Origin of the sequence: Xanthomarina sp. F2636L (assembly GCF_026410195.1) — a bacterium.
In the GTDB taxonomy this organism is placed as follows: domain Bacteria; phylum Bacteroidota; class Bacteroidia; order Flavobacteriales; family Flavobacteriaceae; genus Xanthomarina.
On the sequence record NZ_JAPMLM010000068.1, the window covers coordinates 342,343 to 362,542 of the forward strand.

Here is a 20,200-nt window from a genome sequence, read left to right on the forward strand (position 1 = left end):
TTAATATTTTCAATAAAATTATTTAATACTTAGGTTTAAAGAAAACACTGAAATACTGTCAGTTCCAGAACTAGTTAATCTTTGTCCCCAAATTTCAATATAATCACCTGGAGCTAACTCAACAGTTCCAGAAATTGAGTTACTTGAAACATCCGAAGTATTATTGACTCTCATTAATGTATTGGTTTCTACTAAGGTTGTGTTTCCATTTTTTCGGATGAAAAATGCATAGTAAGTTCCCACTCCAGAATTCCCTCTAATAGATAAAGCGGCATTAACTTGAAACGTTCTTGTTTTTTTACCTTCATACGTAATCCGATTGTCTTGTGGAGAAGACGTTCTTAATAAATTTACAGCCGTTGTAGTATTTGAATTAGAGTTTCCAGATAAATTAAAGGCACTATTATTATTAACTGTTTGACCAAACCCTGTAGTCAAAGTTCCATCAAAATAAATATTTGCAGCAGCCACATTATCCGATTCCAATTTTATTCCAGGACAATTAACGGTCCAAGAATTATTAAATTTAAAACCTGGATAAGAACCAGTAGCATAACCTTTAACATACCCTGAAGGCGCACTGGTTGTGCCTGTAAATACGGTTGACTGTAAAACACCTGTTCCAACTGTAAGCCCTGAAGTACTAACATCTATAGCTACTGCTGAGCCACTTACAGTACTAAAACCACTAACTTTTTCTATTAATCCAAATGTACCGGTGAATGTTTCAAAAGTTCCTGAATTATTTCCAAACCAACCTTGATTGTTTAGCAATAAATTACCAATATTAGAATATGTAATCCCATTTGCATTATTTAAAAATTGAACAATATTACCAAAAAACATTCCTAAACCATCAACACTTCCAACATTTGTCATGCCATCAATAATCGTGTTTTGAACCAAAAGTGATGCAGTTGTTGCAATTCCAGGCCCTGTAATTTCAAAAGCTTTAGAACCTTTCAGGGTAAGATTTCTAATACTACCCCCTGTACTCCCCTTAAAAACAGTCCCTCCAGTATATGACAGGACATCTTCATTAGCATCTATACCTGCAATATAGGCGTTGTTTAAATCTATAGAAGCAGCCAATGTTATCGTTCCATTAATTTCATAAAAGGTATCACTTGTTAATTGGTAAGTAGAACCACCTCCTGCGACAAGTTCATCACTTAAATCTGCCACCGATTTAATTAACTTGTAATTATCTCGATTTACGGAAGCATCATTGGCCAGTTTTACCCAAGAAGTAGTAGCTGTATTATAGAAATGAAAGGCTTTTTCGTCTGTGTCAAACACCAACAAGCTATTAGCCGGTGTTACAATTGCGTTGCGCTCTAAAGTTGTCATGCGTGGCGCCAATAGCCCTTTAGAAGTAGATTGAACATCCAACATAGCAGTAGAATCTGGCTCTAAAGTTCCTATTCCTACTTGAGCATTAACTGTCATGCTTAATAAGCAAAGTGCTAGCGTTCCACACGCATTTAAAAGTATTTTTTTAGTTTTCATAATTAGTATTTTAAGATTTTAGTAGATTTTTTTGAGGTATTTGTATTTAAAACAACCAGATAGACACCATTGCTCTCTGTAAATGGAATTTTAATTTTATTCTGGTTTTTAAGATTTTCTGTTACGGATATAATATGTTGTCCTAGAATATTATAGACATCTATGCTATTAATTTCTAGATTGGTAATATTTGCAACTACAATATTATTTTGACCATTGTAAAATACAGTTGCACGATCTAGAGGCGAGGTTTCAACGTTTAAAGTTTCAGCTGGCTGAAAAACAATAGAAAATCTATCTAGATACTCTCCAGAAGGTAAATTAATTTCATGCTCAGCATCGCTTAGATTGTATGTAATATTTAAAAGATTGTCTTTTAAGTAAACAGTTTCATTAAAATTCTCAACAGAATCAAGCATGATTCTATGTGTTCCCTGTTCAGTAATTAATAAACCTATTGGAAACTCCATGGCATCATAAAAGTCATTAACACCTTGAATTACATAGCGTTTATCGACATTATTTTCAATTATAAAAAAAACATCGTCTTCTCTCGAGGACATTTGCAAAGCATCATATCCTGGGTTATAACTTAAATCTGCAGGCGAATCTGGAAGAAAACCTAAAAGCATTTGTGTGTGAAACCCTTCTGGATCTTCGTATCCAATTCGCACATATTTATTAGCGTCTTCTGACGAGTATCTTGCAGATTCTGCTTTAAAAATACGTTGTGAGTTTTTAAAAATAATATTACCAGAGCCTATGGCTTCAACAAAGAACCCTTTACCAATTGGCAAATATTGCGAAGGTTCAGTCACTGATCCAGAAGTACCAATTCCTGAAATAAGCGAAGACGCTATAGACGGAGTAATTCCTCCTGTCATATTTCTAGCAGCATAACCTCCTAAATAATCAGATAAAACGTGGGATGTTGAACCTCCATCTACCCAAAAATAGAGTGTTTCTAAAATAGAACTGTTATCGGTTATAAATTCCTTTATATCTATTGCAGATGGATAAGGATTACCCAATAAAATCATTTCAGCTGTAGAAATTGGAAACTGATAATCGCCATTATTTGGCGCGCCATAAAACACATAGTTTTGATTAATTAAAGATGAGTTTGGGCCTTTCATAGTATAACCTTCTCCTGGATTTATAGCACTAGAACTATTTAAAGCGATCCATTGAGAATAAGAGCCTGAACCACGAGAATACTTATAAAGCCATCTAGTGTTTGTAGTTAATGCAGTAGTAACATTCCCTCCCCCATCTAAAACTGAAGGTAAGCCATTATACGGGGAGCCTGAATTAAATAATATTTGTGTAGGATTAAAGGGATTTAAAGAAGAATCTGTTCCATCAAATTTTCCTCCCATAAAAGAAAAAGTCCCTCCGTTATTTACAGGAGACGACCAATAATCATATTGATAAGGAGAAATCGTCCCTTGTTGGTCTATAATAAGTTTTCCAGAAACAATGGTGTTATTATTTACTCCTGAATGTTCTTGAACAAGTTGCGCGTTGGCAATTAATCTTAAATCGCCACTTTTAAAGTTTAGTGCGTTTGCTACTTGTAATGAAAAATTATTCACAACTGAAACACCTTTCTTATCGATAGCTGTTACGTCTATTTCTAGATTATAAAAATTGGCGTTTTCACTGTCTCCAGATAAGGTTAACAAATTATTAGTAGCACTTTTAAAGTAAGTAGTACCTTCACTTGCGCTTGTTATACCATGATTTATAAAATTATTATTTAGGTAAAATTCTCCATCACTTACATGGTTTCCTGTGGAGGCATTTGTGTATTCATCTTGAAAAGAAACGTTCGTGCTGGACGCAATTTTAAGCACACCGTTATTTATTATTTGTGCCTTTGCAATAAAGCAAGCACTCAAGATAAAAAACAATAGAATTGTAGTTTTTAAATTCATTTTTTAAAGATTTGGTTCATAATAGGTTTGGGGGTGTTAAATTATTTTTCTGAATTGTTGGTTTTCTTTCATACCTTCACGTTTTAATAAGTTTTTAATTTTTTCAACTGTTAGCGGTTTTGTAATATATCCCGAGCAAAAGGTTTCTTCTTTGGCTTTCTGAATATCTTTTGGACATATAGACGAGGATAACATATAGATATCTATGCTACCCTTATTAGGTATATTTAAGAATCTATATTCTTCAAAAAAATTAAAACCATTCATTTCTGGCATATTGACATCTAAAAAAACCACTTCAGGTAGTACTAAAGACTTAATACTAACATTTAGTTCTAAGAGTTTAAAAAAACTAATAGCCGACATGCCATTGTTAAAAGTTCTTATATTTACTTCAGGATTATATATTTCTATTATTCTTTGGTTAACAAATAGATCTATTTTATTATCATCAATCAACATTACATTTTTAATCATTTCTTCTATTTCCTTCTATTAAATTTGGTAAAATCACTTCAAATGAAGTGCCTTTGTTAATTTCACTTGTTACATTTATTTCGCCGTTAAAATCGTCGATAATTCGTTTTACTATATAAAGCCCAAGGCCAGTACCCTGAGACACTTCACTATTTCCTTTAAAATAGAGGTTATAAACTTTATCCAAATGGTTTTTATTAATACCTAGACCATTATCAGCTACCGTTAAATGAGCACCTTGTTTTGTAACCTGAATATGTATTCTAATAGTTGGTATGTGGGTTTCTGTTTTAGGTTTTACAAAACATATGGCATTGTGTATTAGGTTTTGTAAAATAGAATCTATAAGCTCTCTATTGAAATAGAAATCGTTTTCTTGCTCAATGGCAATATGAAATGCCACAGACTGATAGTTATTAATACCCTTTAGAGCAATCATGATGCTGCCTAATATTTTCTGAAAATCAACAACTGTAATAGCGCGTCTCTTTTCTGAAATAATAGATGCAAACGCTAAATTATCTAACAAAAGACGCCCTTTTTCTAAAGTTTCATCTAACATAGTAACCAAGAATGACCCTCTTTTGTCTAGCTTTTCCTCTTTTAATAGATTCAATAAACCTTCTGCAGAGGTTAAAGGCGCTTTTAAGTCATGAGCCGAACGGTATAAAAACAACTCTAAATCCTTGGTTGTTTTCTTTAATTTTTCTTCTAATTTTTTGCGATTAGAAATATCAAGCATAAAGGCACAATAGAATTTTTCTTCCCCACTTTGCCAATTACTCATGGAGAATTCTACAGGAAATTCTTCACCATTTTTTCGTAAGCCAAGTAGTTCAATATTATCTCCATAAGTATCGTTATCAAGTTTATCCTTTACTTTTAAAATTTCCTTTACACCTTTATCGACTTGTTTTTTAGAGATTAAAACCGTTAAGGGTTCATCTATTATTTCGGAGCTGGAATAGCCAAATGCCAACTCGGCTCCTTTATTCCATTCGATAATGTTTCCTTTGCTATTAGCTACAACTATAATCCCAACATTTATTGACTGAAATATTTTACTGTATTTTGTTTCAATAGCTTTAAGCTCGCTATTAACCTTAATATTTCTTTTATGCGTTTTATCGCAATAATGATTGGAGATGTCTCTACTTACAATTAAGTACTTAATTACATTTCCATATTCATCTTTTAAGGGTGTTATAGTAGTTTCTAACCAAAAAGATGTATTGTTTTGAGATTCATAAAATAAGACTCCATTCCATTTTTGGCCAGTGGTAAGCGTTTTCCTAATTTCCCAATAAATGGCTTTAGAGGTTGCTAAACACTTTAGCAGTTGGTTTGCTTGACCATGAACTTCTTTTAAAGTAGCTCCTAAAACTTTTGAAAAATTGTCGTTAAAATAAATGATACATCCACTAATATCTGAAATAGATATTATAAGATGGTCGTTTAAAGAAACCAACAACTCCTTTTCATTTATACTTAAAGTATCTGTTCTAGTTATTGTTTGCATAAAATTTATTTTTAGATTCTATGCAATATGCAAAAGCTGTTTCTATGTTTTCAAAAACCTGAATAGGTGTTTCCTGTCCATAAATTCGTTTGAAAGCGTTTATAAGAAGCTTTCCATTTAATGTATCTACAACAAAAACTTGATTAATTAAAATTCTTTTTAGAACGGGACTATTAGCAAAAATTTTTGCTGCAGAAGGTGAAAAATTACCAACAAATTTACGAACATCTATAAGAAAAGGCATGGGTTTACCTTCTGTAAGTTCTTCAACTTTACGAATACAAGCAAAAGCATTGTCATCATTAAAAAAATAATCATCCTGAATTAATTCGCTGAACAGTATGCCATTCTCAATCCGAATATGGAAAAATTGATCTATAAGTAGGTTATTCATTTTTTAGCATTATTTGGGGATTCATGCTAAACTCTATTGCCAACATGTATGCCAAACAAAGAAAATCTTATTTAAATTTACGTATACAACTGATTAACAGCAAATAAACAAAGTAATGGATTAAAACGAAAAATCTATGCGCCACGGAATACCACGGAAAAAATTCGACAAAAGGAAAAGTCACGGAATACCGTTTATTTTTAGGATTTATATATCCCTAATTTTTTCATCCTATCTCTTAATGTACTAGGCTTAATCTGAAGTTGTTCAGCAGCTCCTTCCGGTCCTTCGATAACCCAATTACAAGATTTAAGAACTTTCTTTATATGAATTCGCTGTACGTCATCAAGAGATAAAACGGTTGAAGATATTAAGGACTCTGAAGAAGAGGTTTTAAAATTTGGGATAATTAGTTTTTCATTGTTTGATAAAATAACCGACCTCTCGATGAGATTTTCTAGCTCTCTAATATTACCAGGCCAAGAATAAGATTGAAGATCTCTCTTAGTTTCTTCAGATGTATATTTAATATTTTTATTATATAGTTTGCTATACTTATCTACAAAATGCTCAATTAATATAGGAATATCTTCAACACGTTCCCTTAAAGGCGGAATAGTAATAGGAAATACATTAATTCTAAAATAAAGATCTTCTCGAAAGTTTTTTTCCTTAACTTCTTTTTCAAGATCTCTATTTGTAGCTGTAATTATCCTTATATCTACCTTTTGGGTTTTAGTTCCTCCTACTTGTTCTATTTCAGATTCTTGAATAGCCCTTAGTAACTTTGGTTGCATTTCTATAGGCAACTCTCCTATTTCGTCTAAAAACAAGGTACCTCCATCAGCCAATTGAAACTTACCTAACTTATCAGCTGCAGCACCTGTAAAAGAGCCTTTTTTATGCCCAAACAATTCACTTTCAATTAGCTCTCTTGGAATAGCAGCGCAATTAACTTTAATTAATGGCTTATTTCTTCTGTCGCTAATATTGTGTATGGCTCTTGCCAACAATTCCTTTCCAGTTCCAGATTCTCCTAAAAGTAAAACTGTTGCATTGGTAACGGCAACACGCTCTACATCTGTAAGGACATCGCTAAATGATTTGCTGCCATAAACCATTTCTTCATAATTAAATACGAGATCTATTTCTTCACGCAAATAAATATTTTCTTGTTCGAGTTTCTTTTTAAGCTTATTCAGCTCAGAATTCAAATTTACAAGTTCTTGGTTGGTTTTTATAAGTTTTGTTTCAGCCACAATACGCTCATTACTTTCTACTGCCAAGGATATAAAATTAGAAATTGAAGAAGCAAATTCCTCCTCTTCAATTGTCCATTCTTTTGGAGGTCCCGTATGCTCAATGCAAAGCACACCATAATGCCCGCTATGTCCGGGTATTAAAACGTCTAGAGTTGAAGTAATACCCAAAGAATTAAGGTATGTTTGTAAAAAGTTTTTGGTTCTTTTATCTTTTAAAACATTGTTTACTTTAATGGTCTTGTTTTTAAAAAGGGAATTATAATAATCCGTATAATCATTTGCATTAAGTTCTATCCCTTCACTATGTTTACTATTACTTAAACTATATGCTTTTATGCATTTGAGATTTTTATATTTATCGTGAAATTTCCAAATACTAATTCTTTCTACTTGCATTGTTTTTGCTGCAGTTTTAGTAATTTCTTCAAAAATATAATCTAAATCATCTCCTATCAATCCAGCTAATCTTAGAATAGCATCTTTTTTTTGAACAGACTTTTTATAAATATATTTCAACTCCTTTAAATACTTTATCCTTTCTGTAATATCAGTGATAATTTCAAGTAGGAATGGTTCATCATGGATATAAACTTTTTCGTAGGTAAGAATGGCTCGCTTTTTTTCTTTGGAATTAAGCAAAAGAACTGCTTTATCTATTTGAAATGATGTTTGACTTGATGTTTTAATGTTAGTGAGAAAATCCAAATTCACTAAGCTATGAAACTTTAATTCTTTAGGGGTTCGTTCTAAAATAAGTTCTTTTTTATAACCTGTATATGTTTCCCATGATCTATTAACATCAACATACTGAAGCGTTTTAAGACTGATTAGGGATTTTGGAATTGGGCTTTTTTTAAATAGCCAATTATAACTTGAATCGTTTTCAATATAATCCTGAAAATCTAAAGTTGGTAGCTGAAGATTGAATTTACCCAAATAATAGGGTTGATTATTTATGGGGTCTTCTACATAGACTATATCGCAAGTTAGACTACGTTTATCACCATCTCGTTCACATAAACTAATTTGTCCTTCCCAATATTTCTGTTGCTTTAACTTCTGCCACCAAGCTTCATCTATGCTTTGTTTTTGTATAAATGGCTGAAGTAAGATAATGTTTTTAAATAATAAATCTTGCTCTTCGTAACCTAATAAGGAACATAAAGGCTCACTAATATAAGTAAACTCGCCATTCATGTTAATGAGGCACAACAACGTGTTTTTATGAAGTATTTTAGCAAATTTAACAGGATCTATACCATTAAGAATATGTTTTAAAGAAGGATTCATATTATTTGTATTTAAAGCTAGGTAGTTTGGGAGAATATTACTTATTAGAAAAATAATACCTTTAAATATACAAAAGTTTCTATACGGTTAAAAATATAATTATATAATCTTTTGAATCCTTTTCTTGAAGTAGTGAAAAAAATTAGTCACCTAATTATAGCCCTAATTGATGATATTTATAGTCTTAAAACAAAAAAGCATCCCAATTTTCTATAAAGAAAAAAGGAACCCTTATCCATTGGTTAACTACTTAACATATTAATAGACTACTACATCTATCAAAACAACAGAATTTTGCTTTTAAATATATTCTTATTGAATTATCAGTTTTTTCAAATTCAAGATAGGAGACTTTTACAATCTATTTATTGAGATTCTAATTTTGTTGATTGTTTTTTACTAAATTCCATTTGTAAAACTTTACTTTTCAGAATATTAATTTCTCTTTCTTGTCTTTCTATTTTTTCATTAAGGGCTTTAATCGCTTCAATAATTACTGGATCGTAATCTCCGTAGGCAGTTTGTAGATATCCTAAATGATCTTCTGAAACTTTCTCAGGCCAGATTTTTTGGAGATCTTGTGCAATGAAACCAATTTGTTTCCCTTCCGGTCTTTCGTAATATGTAACGTTATCATTCCATTCATATGAAACACCTTTCATTTTTATAATCTTTTCTAACATGTCTTCTTTGTCTAATGGAACAATGTTTTTTTTCAATCTTTTGTCAGAATTTGCAATCCAAGAACCAGCTACTGGCTTTGATGCCGTATTATATAAAACTCTAAAATCACCATAGGTATTAATAATATCCACATCATTAGAAGTGCCGTTAAACTCAATCCAAGCTCTGGAAATACCATTTATTGCAAATCCGTAAAAAGGACGCGAAGTTTCACTTCCATTTGTTTCAACAAACATTCCTCCGAAATCAGAACCCGCAACAGTACGTGAAATTCCAAATACTTCTTGGTTTGAAATTTGAGAAGTACGATTTACGAAAAGCCTGTTATTTAAAAAGTCTCCATAGACTAGAGGGGTGGTAGTTCCACTATTATCAATTAACAATTTATTAGAATAGTTCTGCGAATTCCCTGCAGACGAGCCAATGATTACATTTCCGCTTCCACTAGTAACCAAAGCACCAGCATTCGCCCCAATGATTACATTTTCACTTGCATTAGTCAATGCAGCTCCAGAATGAGCGCCCACTGAAACATTACTCATTCCAGTACCTACATTTGAGGATGAACCACTCTCTGTTCCTATATAGGTGTTACTGTTACCAGAGGTATTAGTTTTACCAGCATTTACACCTATAAATGTATTTTCAGTTCCTGAAGCATTTGAATTGTTAAGACCTGCATCTGTACCTAAGGCAATGGTAGTCGTGTTAGCTTTTCCATCTTTAAGATCGTTAATTGCTACACTTTTAGAGGGTACACTCAATGCATAAGGCACGGCTTTAAAAGCTATGGTTCCCATATCTATTAAACCACCACCGGTATTTATCTTTACGTTTAAATAGTGTTCGTCAATGCCCCAATCTATTGTTGTGTAAACACCACTTATTGGAGTGCCTTCTCCTATATTTACTATTATAAATCCATTACCATCTGTGGTAGGAGTATGGATTTCTGTATAGATGTTGGTTTGAACTGCACTTTGTAAAATACTAAATTGTACTACTACAAGAGTGTTGGTTACTACATTACCACTTCCGTCTTTAATAATTGCTTTGTAGTTGATGCCTTGTTGGGCATTACTTATCAATGTCATGCAAAATGTTAATAAGAATAATAGTTTTTTCATGAGTATATTTTTATTAGTTAAAGCCTATTAGTCAACAAGATACATAAAAAACAAATAAATAGTTATACACAATGTATGGTTGGAGCAAAATAGTACATAGATGGTTATAAATTATTAGAAATTAGGTATGAGGGTACATCTTTGAAAAGGTAAAAGCACACCTTATAGCCCCCCTTTTCATGTGCAAAAACTTAACAAGTTGACAGAACAGAACTTACCTAAAACAAAAAAGCATCCCAATTTTCTATAAAGAAAAAAGGAAAGCTTTCCATTGGATAAAGTTGAAAGATTCAACTCTACTACCATTGACAGACTACTACATCTGTCAAACAACACAACTAATTCTTATTGCTAAAAAAAGCTTCAATTTCTTGAAGCTTTTGCAATATTTGCGGTCTGGACGGGACTCGAACCCGCGACCTTCGCCGTGACAGGGCGACATTCTAACCAACTGAACTACCAGACCGTTGCATTATTGCTACTTTTCAAACTAATAACTTTCGTTATAGCCCTTCAAGCGGGTGCAAATATAAGCGCCTTTTTTCATTTGTCAAACATTTTTTCAAAAATTTTTATTTTTTTTATTCTAAATAAATTTTTGTCTCTCTATCATATAGGTTGTCAGGATATTATTGAATTTTTTATTAATGTCTGCTTCTACATATTTTATGCGGTATTGGCCACATTTTAGTTTTATGTTTTCAAAATAATCCCCTACAGCTTTTTTATAGCTATCCTTTATATTTTCAGCATATAAATTTATGTGCTCACCTGTTTCAACATCAATATATTGTTTTGGTGCATTATCAAAATCAAATAACATTTCTTTTTCTTTATCGAACACATGAAATAAAACCACCTCATGTTTATTGTATTTTAAATGACGAAGCGCTTCAAACAATTTATCTTCTTCGACTTTTGTTTGCAACATATCTGTAAAAAAGAAAATCAAAGAACGCCTTTTAATGTTTTCAGCTATTTGATGTAGATAAGTAAAGGTATCCGTTTGTCTATGCTTTGGTTTAGAAATTACTAGTTCGCTTAATTGATTCAACAACATGTGGTGGTGTCTTTCGCTCCCTTTCTCAGGTGTATAAAAATCGTAGGAATCACTATAAACACTTAATCCAACAGCATCTCTCTGCTTTTTTAAAATATGCATTAAAGAAGCTGATGCCAGAGCGGTAAAAGCAATCTTATTTAAGCTATCAACGGAAAACGATTTCAGTTCTGGATAATGCATGGAACTACTATTGTCAATAATTAAATGACAACGTAAATTAGTTTCTTCGTCGTATCGTTTTGTATAAAGCTTATCCGTTTTTGCATACAGTTTCCAATCTATATGCTTGGTACTTTCTCCTTGATTGTAAATTTTATGTTCGGCAAATTCTGCCGAAAATCCATGAAATGGACTTTTATGCATTCCTGCTATAAACCCTTCTACCACTTGTTTGGCAAGTAAATCTAGGTTTTTAAAACCACTTGTTTTATTGAGTTCTTGTTGTAAATCCATGAAGTCTCTAAACTAAAAAAGGTTTGCCGTTAAAGCAAACCTTTTTTCTTTTCTTTTAGAATGTATTTTATAAAAGTGAGTCGATAGCTTCTGTATAAGCACTTTTTTGTGCCACACCAACTTGTCTTCCAACTACTTCTCCATTTTGAAACACCAATACAGTTGGGATGTTACGAACACCGTATTTTGCTGCAAATTCTTGATTTGCATCTACGTCTACTTTTCCAACAACTGCTTTTCCTTCGTATTCTTTGCTAATTTCTTCAATGATTGGTCCAACCATTCTACATGGTCCACACCAAGCAGCCCAAAAGTCTACCATTACTGGTATTTTGCTATTTAATACTGTTTCTTCAAACGTTGCATCTGTTATATCTAATGCCATAATTTATAATTTAATATGTTCTACTTCTTATTACTATGCAATATTAGTCAAAAATTTTGCCAAAGCTTACAACCTGACAATTTGTTTTATTTATCATGGAATTAATTGCACTTATACTGCCAATTTTGGCTTATACCATTTCTGCAACTACTCTAAAAATTAGGCTTTTTTACGTTTAAATAACTCTTAGTATAATAACGTTAATTCAACTTATAAAAAACACCATTTTGTTCCAATTCTTCCAACAACTCTTGTGAAATTTTTATTTTTTGTTTTCTACTTGGCATGGTTAATTTAATCTGCTCTTCGGTATCATAGATTATAAAATTTAACAAATTATCTCCTTTATGCATGGTAAACAACTCTTTTAACTTAGAGATTCGATTATCTTCTAAATCGGAAATTTGCAATTGAATAGATAATTTTCTTGCATATGTATCCATAACATCATGCAATAATTGGAAACTATTAAATTGAATTCTAGGATCACTTTTACTACCAGTCTCTCTATTTATCCACCCTTCGCGAACAAACATCTTAACGTAAACAAAGGAATTCTTTAAAAGAAAGTGTCTGAATTTTAAATATTCTTCCCCAAAAATTCGGAATTCAAAACTATCCGTATAATCTTCTACAATAAAAGTAGCCCAACCTTTCCCTTGTTTACTCACTCTATGTTGCACATCACTGACAACACCTCCAAATGTAAGTTCTCTATTTACAAAGGGTTCTAGGTCTCTTAATAAAGCTAAATTAGCATTACAAAAAGTTTTCATTTCTACTTTGAAATCATCCAAAGGATGTCCAGAGATGTAAATTCCAACCACTTCTTTTTCTCTTGCTAACTTTTCCATGGTTCCCCATTCTTCACAAGGTGGCACTAAAGGCTCTTCAATTTGAACATCGCTAGCTTCACCAAATAAGCTTACTTGCGCCGAATTTTCATTGTCTTGATGTTTCGCACCGTACTTAATAGCTTTTTCAAGGAATGTTATACCGTCGCCTTCATCTTGAAAATACTGAGCTCTATGTGTGTTATTAAAACAATCAAACCCGCCTGCAAGTGCTAAATTTTCAAAAGCTTTTTTATTTGCTGCTCTTAAATCAATACGTTTAGCAAAATCGAAAATAGATTTATAATGACCATCGTCTTTTCTGTTTTCTACTATTGTTTTTACAGCACCATGACCCACTCCTTTTATGGCGCCCATTCCAAAACGAACAGCATAATCTTGGTTAACCGAAAACTTATAATAACTTTCGTTAATATCTGGACCAAGCACATTTAATTTCATACGCTTACATTCTTCCATAAAGAAAGTTACTTGCTTAATGTCGTTCATGTTATTAGAAAGCACGGCTGCCATATATTCGGCAGGATAATGCGCTTTTAAATAGGCTGTCTGATAGGCTATCCATGCGTAACAAGTAGAATGCGATTTATTAAAGGCATAACTTGCAAAGGCTTCCCAGTCTTTCCAGATTTTTTCTAATTTTTTGGCATCGTGTCCCTTTGCTTCTGCTTGAGCAATAAATTTTGGCTTCATTTTATCCAAAACGGCTATTTGCTTTTTACCCATAGCCTTTCTTAAAACATCTGCTTCACCTTTAGTAAAATCTGCTAATTTCTGAGAAAGTAACATCACCTGCTCTTGATAAACCGTAATTCCATAGGTTTCTTTAAGGTATTCTTCCATGGCTGGTAAATCGTAATCAATCTCCTCTAAACCGTGCTTACGTTTGGTAAAACTTGGAATATACTCCATAGGTCCTGGACGATACAAGGCATTCATTGCAATTAAATCTTCAAATACCGATGGTTTTAGTTCTTTAAGGTGTTTTTGCATTCCAGGAGACTCATATTGAAATACACCAACAGTTTCTCCTTTTTGGAAAAGCTCGTATGTTTTTTCATCATCTAACGGAAAACTATCTGGATCTAGATCTATATTATGCTTAGCTTTTACAATTTTTACGGTATCTTTTATTAAAGTCAGCGTTTTTAAACCCAAGAAATCCATCTTTAGAAGTCCGGCATCTTCCACCACCGAGTTGTCGAATTGGGTTACATATAAATCGGAGTCTTTAGCCGTAGAAACAGGAACGAATTTTGTTATATCGTCTGGCGTAATAATAACTCCACAGGCGTGGATTCCGGTATTTCTAACAGACCCTTCCAGCATTCTTGCTAAGTTAACTGTTTCTGCTTCCAGATCGTCTCCATCTGAAATATTTAAAAGTTGATTAACCTTTTCCAAATCTTCCGATCTGAACATGTTTTTTAACCCTTTTTCATCTGCACCAAAAATTTTACGCAACTTAGACATGGTCGGGATTAACTTTGCAATCCTATCAGCATCAAAAAGGGGTAAATCCAAAACTCTGGCCGTATCCCTAATGGAAGATTTAGCAGCCATGGTTCCATAAGTAATAATTTGGGCCACTTGATTACTTCCGTATTTTTCGATAACGTAATCCATAACACGACTTCTACCTTCATCATCAAAATCAATATCAATATCGGGCATGCTCACACGATCCGGGTTTAAAAAACGCTCAAAAAGTAAATCGTATTTAAGAGGATCAATATTGGTAATCCATAGACAATAAGCTACAACAGAACCGGCTGCCGATCCACGTCCAGGTCCAACAGACACATCCATTTTTCTAGCTTCCCGAATAAAATCTTCTACAATTAAGAAGTACCCTGGATATCCCGTATTTTCAATAACGCTTAACTCGAAATCTAAACGCTCGATAACTTCTTCTGTAAGTTCTTCTCCATAGCGTTTTTTTGCGCCTTCGTAAGTTAAATGTCGTAAAAATGCGTTTTCGCCTCGTTTACCATTATCCTCTAAATCGGCTGTATCTTTAAACTTTTCTGGAATATCAAAAGCAGGTAATAAGACATCACGTGCCAACTCATAAGACTCCACTTTATCAACCACTTCTTGAATGTTGCTTATGGCTTCCGGAATATCTTTAAAGAGTTCCTTCATTTCTTCAGAAGATTTAAAGTAATACTCCTCGTTTGGCAAACCATATCGGTATCCACGTCCACGTCCAATTGGAGTCGCTTGTTTTTCCCCATCTTTTACACAGAGTAATATATCGTGTGCATTGGCATCATCTTGTTTGGCATAATAGGTATTATTAGACGCTACTAATTTGATGTTATGCTTTTTTGAAAATGAAATTAATACAGGATTTACTCGATTTTCATCTTCCTGATTGTGACGCATTATCTCGATGTATAAATCGTCTCCAAACTCTTCTTTCCACCAAAGCAGGGCCTCTTCTGCTTGATTTTCGCCAATATTTAAAACTTTACTTGGCACTTCTCCATAAAGGTTTCCTGTTAAAACAATCAGGTCTTGTTTGTATTGTTGAATGAGTTTTTTATCAATTCTAGGAACATAATAAAATCCATCTGTAAATGCATGAGAAGATAGTTTAGCTAAATTATGATACCCTTTTTTAGTTTTAGCAAGAAGTATAATTTGGTAGCCATTGTCTTTTCTAGATTTATCTAAATGATCTTCACAAACAAAAAACTCACAACCTAGAATAGGTTTTACCTCTTTTAAAGTTGGGGATTCGCCTCTTTCAACAGCCTCCTTGTTTTTGGTTTGAACCATTTTATTATGATTACTTGCAGCTTTCACAAAATGAAAAGCTCCCATCATATTTGCGTGATCCGTTAAAGCAACTGCTGGCATATTTTGTTCTGCTGCAGCAGCTACCAAAGCAGGAACACTAATAGTAGATTGTAAAACTGAAAACTGAGAATGATTATGAAGGTGAACAAATTCAACTTCTTCTAATTCTGAAATATTTTCTTTTATTTCAGCATCTGAAAGATCAACGGACTGTTGTTCTTGTATACGTTTATTGATTTTAGCACTTTCCTGTTTTAGGTTGATATGCTTTAAACCAATGAGCTTAATTTCTTGTGGATTGGCTTCAGAGAAATTCTTGAAGTAATCAGGCTGAACATCTAATTCTTCTTTTGTATATTCTTGTCTTCGGATTAATTCTAAAAAACAACGCGTGGTTGCCTCTACATCGGCAGTTGCATTATGTGCCTCAGCAAAAGGTTGATTAAATAAATATTGATGTAACTCTGTTAAGGTTGGTAGTTTAAACTTTCCATAACGCCCACCTGGAAGCTGGCAAAGTGCGGCTGTATGTTCTGTACACGTATCTAAAACCGGTAGTTCCTGTAAAGGGTTTTCTATGTTTTCCCTAACAAACTCGGCTCCCATTATATTCAGGTCGAATTTAACATTTTGTCCAACAACAAATTTTGCTTTAGACAGAGCTTCGTTAAATTTCTCTAACATAACTACTAAAGGCACACCTTGCTCCTGGGCTAATTCTGTAGAAATACCATGAATTTTCTCGGCATCGTAAGGGATATTAAAACCTTCAGGTTGGATTAAATAATCTTGATGCTCTATACAGTTTCCCATGTCGTCATGCAACTGCCATGCAATTTGAATACATCTTGGCCAGTTATCTGTATCTGTAATTGGTGCATCCCAACGTTTTGGTAATCCTGTGGTTTCGGTATCGAAAATTAAATACATATGGTGTTTTCTTGAGAATAAATAAGAATGATAAAAATATGAAAAATTGCTCTTTAAGAATGTTAAAATCACAAACAGTTGTAAACAAAAAAACCAGAGAAGTTAGCTTCTCTGGTTTTCTGTAATTTCATTTAAATTTATTTCTAAGCACTTTAATTTAACACATAACTAGAAAGTGTATTAGCACCTTCATCTGTGATATATTCAATTAAACCTACATCTTTAGCATAATAATACTGAGTTGTAACTTCAACGCCTGCACCTGTTGTTATTAATTCAATATGAATAACATTATTATAGTTTACACCTTCAACAGTTCTTGATAAGTCACGTCCTATCATTTCAAACGCATAGACAGCATCCACAAGTGTATCTGGAATATTTGGCTGACCTGGTTCTGGAGTATAAGAAATAGTATAAGACACATTAGACTCCCATGTTTCTCCAACAATTGCATCATCTTTTATCATGTTAACAGTGTATGGTGTTGCAGAAAATTGATATCCAGGAACGGAACCCGACATTTCAGCTCTTACATAATAATTTGGACCACTTTTTCTTAACCAAGATGGCGCTCCATATAAATCATCAAAAGCATAATATTCTAAACTATCAAATATTTCAGTTCCAGTAATTGTATATGTTTGCTCACCACTAGCCATAGTATTATAAGTCCATGAATTATTAATAGCTCTTGGCCAATAGTCTGATTCTGTAGCATCGCAGTTTAAAACATCTATTATACCTTGTAAAACCCCAGAATCATCTCCACAAGCAATTTGCTGATCTATCAAAGCTGTTTTGTATGCGTTACAAGCTGTTGAATAATTAGCATCTCCAGGATTTGTAGTATTATATAATTGAGCGGCTACTGCAGTTGCAGCTACTGCCTCATCACAAGACATTAATCCAGGTCCTGAAGAAAATGGAATTGGAATATTGTAAAAAATTCCTTGACTAAAGTTAACCGTTTTAGTTCCAGAAACAGAATAAGCATTAAACCAAAATTTTCCTGAAATAGAATTATTGATTTGATTGAATTCTGTAATTTCTATAATTCCATCTGGCGGATACAACTCAATATCCTGATCAGGCAAATTATTTGTTGAATATTCTTCAAGAGTAGAACTTATTAAAACAGCTTCATTTGTATCATTTTCACCTAAAAGATAAGTTCCTACAGAAAAAGAAGACACTTGTAAGTTAATTGTTTCGTAATTATTATTTCCAGTGATTATCGATTTACCATTTTCATTAATGTATGCTCTATAAGACACTGCTTTCCATGTTGAACCGTCTTTTTTACCCTGCATTGCTGGAGAATTAAACTCAATTTCATCTCCGCAACTCACCAAAGTAAAGATGGCTAATGCAAATACAAATAACTTTTTCATATGTAATTTTAATATTTATTAAGAACTCAAAAATAAGATAAAAAAAAACAACCAATTACTTTTTATATAAAAAGTTGAAATTTAAAAATTTATAGTATCTTTGCACCCTTATTAATAATCGAGGTCGCGAACCTCACTAATTAATTTATATGTCAGTTAAAATAAGATTACAAAGACACGGGAAAAAAGGGAAACCTTACTATTGGATTGTTGCAGCAGATGCTAGATCTAAAAGAGATGGTAAATACTTAGAAAAAATAGGTGCTTACAATCCAAACACAAATCCAGCAACTATTGAATTAGATGTTGATGGAGCTGTTAAGTGGTTACAGAATGGTGCACAACCAACTGATACTGCTAAAGCAATTTTATCTTACAAAGGCGCAATGCTTAAAAATCACCTTGCAGGTGGTGTAAGAAAAGGAGCTTTAACTGAAGAACAAGCTGAAGCAAAATTTACTGCTTGGTTAGATGAAAAAGCTAGTAAAGTTGGTGCAAAAACTGATGGTTTAGCAAAAGCTGAAGCTGAAGCAAAAGCAAAAGCTTTTGAAGCTGAAAAAGCAGCTAATGAAGCTCGTATTGCAGCTAATACACCTGTAGAGGAAGTTGTTGAAGAGGTAGCTGAAGATGCTCCAGCAGCAGAAGCAGACGCTTCAAACGAAGAAGAATAAAAATAATTATTTTTTTATACTTTTGAACCCAGACTTATTAGGTCTGGGTTTTTTATATCTACAAATGTTACATCGAGCGCAGTCGAGATACAATTAACCTGACATTTTAAAGTTCTAGACTGCGTTTGAACAGACAGAAACATCATGCAAAAAGAAGATTGTTTTTATTTAGGTAAAATAGTATCAAAGTATAGTTTTAAAGGCGAACTTTTGATAAAACTAGACACAGATGAACCAGATTTATACGAAAACCTAGACGCCATGTTTATCGATTTACGTAATAACTTGGTACCATTTTTTATTGAATCTTCTCAGTTGCATAAATCCGATTTATTGCGTGTCCGATTTGAAGACGTAGATACAGAAGCCGACGCAGATGCATTAATAAAGTGTGATGTTTATTTACCCTTAGAATTTTTACCAAAACTTGAAGGCGATAAGTTTTACTTTCATGAAGTTATTGGTTTTAAGGTACAAGACATCAACTATGGTGAAGTTGGGGTTATAAAGTCTATTGACGATTCTACGGCTCAAGCACTTTTTGAAATAGATAGAGATGGTATTGAAATTTTAATTCCATTGAACGATGCCTTTATCAACAAAATAGACAGAGACAATAAAACGGTTTTTGTAGAAACACCTGAAGGGCTTATAGATTTATATTTAGAAGAATAGCTGTGTCTAGAAAACCATTTCAATTCAAACAATTCTCTATAAACCAAGATCGTTGTGCTATGAAAATTGGTACTGACGCTGTATTACTTGGCGCTTGGGCTTCTTTAGAGAAACAACCATTTTCTGTTTTAGATATTGGCGCAGGTACTGGCGTCTTGGCATTAATGTTAGCGCAAAGAAGCTGTGCAGTCCCGATAGATATAGAGATTATGGATGCTATTGAAATTGATGATGATGCTTACGAACAGTGCGTAGATAATTTTGAACAATCTGATTGGGCTGACAGATTGTTTTGTTATCATGCGTCCCTGGAAGAATTTGCTGAGGAAATAGAAGACAAATACGATCTCATTATTTCTAACCCTCCTTTTTATTCAGAAGATTATAAAACTGAAAACAACCAACGTGATTTAGCTCGTTTTGCAGATGCCATGCCTTTCGAACACCTTCTTGAAGGGGTCTCAAAGTTATTATCGGAGAACGGTTTATTTTCAGTTATTATTCCTTTTAAAGAGGAAGAACAATTTATAGGATTAGCTTTAAGGGTTCAATTATTTCCTAATAGAATTTTACACATCAAAGGAACTCCAGCTTCAGAAATAAAGCGAAGTCTTATAGAGTTTTCATTCCATAAAACCAAACTAGACACAAAGGAACTTATTATAGAAACTTCAAGACATCAATATACTCTAGACTATATAAATTTGACAAAAGATTTTTATCTTAAGATGTAACAAATTGTTACATTTGCTATTCTAACATAAAGATTTA

General features: G+C 32.9%; 14 protein-coding genes and 1 tRNA gene. 3 read left to right on the forward strand and 12 right to left on the reverse strand.

Annotation, left to right across the window (positions count from 1 at the left end; translation table 11 throughout):
• Positions 1-18: 18 nt before the first annotated feature.
• The 12 genes from OS191_RS08990 to OS191_RS09045 form a co-directional block, all read right to left on the reverse strand.
• Positions 19-1,509, reverse strand: a complete 1,491-nt coding sequence (locus tag OS191_RS08990) for a phage tail-like protein (protein WP_267155357.1) — start codon at positions 1,507-1,509, stop codon at positions 19-21.
• A gap of 2 nt (positions 1,510-1,511) precedes the next feature.
• A complete protein-coding gene (locus OS191_RS08995) occupies positions 1,512-3,446 on the reverse strand; it encodes a DUF8693 domain-containing protein (RefSeq protein WP_267155358.1) in 1,935 nt (644 codons plus the stop codon).
• A gap of 36 nt (positions 3,447-3,482) precedes the next feature.
• Positions 3,483-3,923, reverse strand: a complete 441-nt coding sequence (locus OS191_RS09000; RefSeq protein ID WP_267155359.1) for a response regulator — start codon at positions 3,921-3,923, stop codon at positions 3,483-3,485.
• Entirely contained in the window at positions 3,916-5,442 is a 1,527-nt protein-coding gene (locus OS191_RS09005; RefSeq protein WP_267155360.1) for a PAS domain S-box protein, read from the reverse strand. The genes OS191_RS09000 and OS191_RS09005 overlap by 8 nt, the downstream gene beginning before the upstream one ends.
• A complete protein-coding gene (locus OS191_RS09010; RefSeq protein WP_267155361.1) occupies positions 5,426-5,836 on the reverse strand; it encodes a DUF7793 family protein in 411 nt (136 codons plus the stop codon). The genes OS191_RS09005 and OS191_RS09010 overlap by 17 nt, the downstream gene beginning before the upstream one ends.
• Positions 5,837-6,036: 200 nt before the next feature.
• Positions 6,037-8,388 carry a sigma 54-interacting transcriptional regulator gene (locus tag OS191_RS09015; protein WP_267155362.1) on the reverse strand — a complete coding sequence of 784 codons (2,352 nt, stop codon included), beginning with the start codon at positions 8,386-8,388 and terminating at the stop codon, positions 6,037-6,039.
• Between the two features lie 365 nt (positions 8,389-8,753).
• Positions 8,754-10,199 (reverse strand): tail fiber domain-containing protein, encoded by a 1,446-nt coding sequence (locus OS191_RS09020; protein ID WP_267155363.1) that lies wholly within the window; start codon positions 10,197-10,199, stop codon positions 8,754-8,756.
• Positions 10,200-10,591: 392 nt separating this feature from the next.
• Positions 10,592-10,665: transfer RNA gene (locus OS191_RS09025), tRNA-Asp, on the reverse strand.
• A 120-nt stretch (positions 10,666-10,785) separates the two neighbouring features.
• A complete protein-coding gene (locus OS191_RS09030) occupies positions 10,786-11,715 on the reverse strand; it encodes a DUF58 domain-containing protein (RefSeq protein ID WP_267155364.1) in 930 nt (309 codons plus the stop codon).
• Positions 11,716-11,782: 67 nt separating this feature from the next.
• On the reverse strand, positions 11,783-12,100 hold the full coding sequence (gene trxA, locus OS191_RS09035; protein WP_267155365.1) for a thioredoxin: 318 nt from the start codon (positions 12,098-12,100) through the stop codon (positions 11,783-11,785).
• Between the two features lie 200 nt (positions 12,101-12,300).
• Positions 12,301-16,689 (reverse strand): DNA polymerase III subunit alpha, encoded by a 4,389-nt coding sequence (dnaE, locus tag OS191_RS09040; RefSeq protein ID WP_267155366.1) that lies wholly within the window; start codon positions 16,687-16,689, stop codon positions 12,301-12,303.
• Positions 16,690-16,841: 152 nt separating this feature from the next.
• A complete protein-coding gene (locus tag OS191_RS09045; protein ID WP_267155367.1) occupies positions 16,842-18,083 on the reverse strand; it encodes a DUF6252 domain-containing protein in 1,242 nt (413 codons plus the stop codon).
• Between the two features lie 149 nt (positions 18,084-18,232).
• On the opposite strand from OS191_RS09045, the gene OS191_RS09050 reads away from it, so the two are divergent.
• The 3 genes from OS191_RS09050 to OS191_RS09060 all read left to right on the forward strand — a co-directional run bounded on the left by OS191_RS09050 (position 18,233) and on the right by OS191_RS09060 (position 20,163).
• Entirely contained in the window at positions 18,233-18,754 is a 522-nt protein-coding gene (locus tag OS191_RS09050) for a 30S ribosomal protein S16 (protein ID WP_267155368.1), read from the forward strand.
• A 144-nt stretch (positions 18,755-18,898) separates the two neighbouring features.
• Positions 18,899-19,429: a ribosome maturation factor RimM gene (gene rimM, locus OS191_RS09055; RefSeq protein WP_267155369.1), complete on the forward strand. Its 531-nt coding sequence runs from the start codon at positions 18,899-18,901 to the stop codon at positions 19,427-19,429.
• Between the two features lie 59 nt (positions 19,430-19,488).
• Positions 19,489-20,163: a tRNA1(Val) (adenine(37)-N6)-methyltransferase gene (locus OS191_RS09060; RefSeq protein ID WP_267155370.1), complete on the forward strand. Its 675-nt coding sequence runs from the start codon at positions 19,489-19,491 to the stop codon at positions 20,161-20,163.
• Positions 20,164-20,200 lie beyond the last annotated feature (37 nt).

Bases quoted from the DNA above. Each gene is read 5' to 3' on its own strand.
- OS191_RS08990 (WP_267155357.1), bottom strand. From the start codon at position 1,509: ATGAAAACTAAAAAAATACTTTTAAATGCGTGTGGAACGCTAGCACTT.
- OS191_RS08995 (WP_267155358.1), bottom strand. From the start codon at position 3,446: ATGAATTTAAAAACTACAATTCTATTGTTTTTTATCTTGAGTGCTTGC.
- OS191_RS09000 (WP_267155359.1), bottom strand. From the start codon at position 3,923: ATGATTAAAAATGTAATGTTGATTGATGATAATAAAATAGATCTATTT.
- OS191_RS09005 (WP_267155360.1), bottom strand. From the start codon at position 5,442: ATGCAAACAATAACTAGAACAGATACTTTAAGTATAAATGAAAAGGAG.
- OS191_RS09010 (WP_267155361.1), bottom strand. From the start codon at position 5,836: ATGAATAACCTACTTATAGATCAATTTTTCCATATTCGGATTGAGAAT.
- OS191_RS09015 (WP_267155362.1), bottom strand. From the start codon at position 8,388: ATGAATCCTTCTTTAAAACATATTCTTAATGGTATAGATCCTGTTAAA.
- OS191_RS09020 (WP_267155363.1), bottom strand. From the start codon at position 10,199: ATGAAAAAACTATTATTCTTATTAACATTTTGCATGACATTGATAAGT.
- OS191_RS09030 (WP_267155364.1), bottom strand. From the start codon at position 11,715: ATGGATTTACAACAAGAACTCAATAAAACAAGTGGTTTTAAAAACCTA.
- trxA (WP_267155365.1), bottom strand. From the start codon at position 12,100: ATGGCATTAGATATAACAGATGCAACGTTTGAAGAAACAGTATTAAAT.
- dnaE (WP_267155366.1), bottom strand. From the start codon at position 16,689: ATGTATTTAATTTTCGATACCGAAACCACAGGATTACCAAAACGTTGG.
- OS191_RS09045 (WP_267155367.1), bottom strand. From the start codon at position 18,083: ATGAAAAAGTTATTTGTATTTGCATTAGCCATCTTTACTTTGGTGAGT.
- OS191_RS09050 (WP_267155368.1), top strand. From the start codon at position 18,233: ATGTCAGTTAAAATAAGATTACAAAGACACGGGAAAAAAGGGAAACCT.
- rimM (WP_267155369.1), top strand. From the start codon at position 18,899: ATGCAAAAAGAAGATTGTTTTTATTTAGGTAAAATAGTATCAAAGTAT.
- OS191_RS09060 (WP_267155370.1), top strand. From the start codon at position 19,489: ATGAAAATTGGTACTGACGCTGTATTACTTGGCGCTTGGGCTTCTTTA.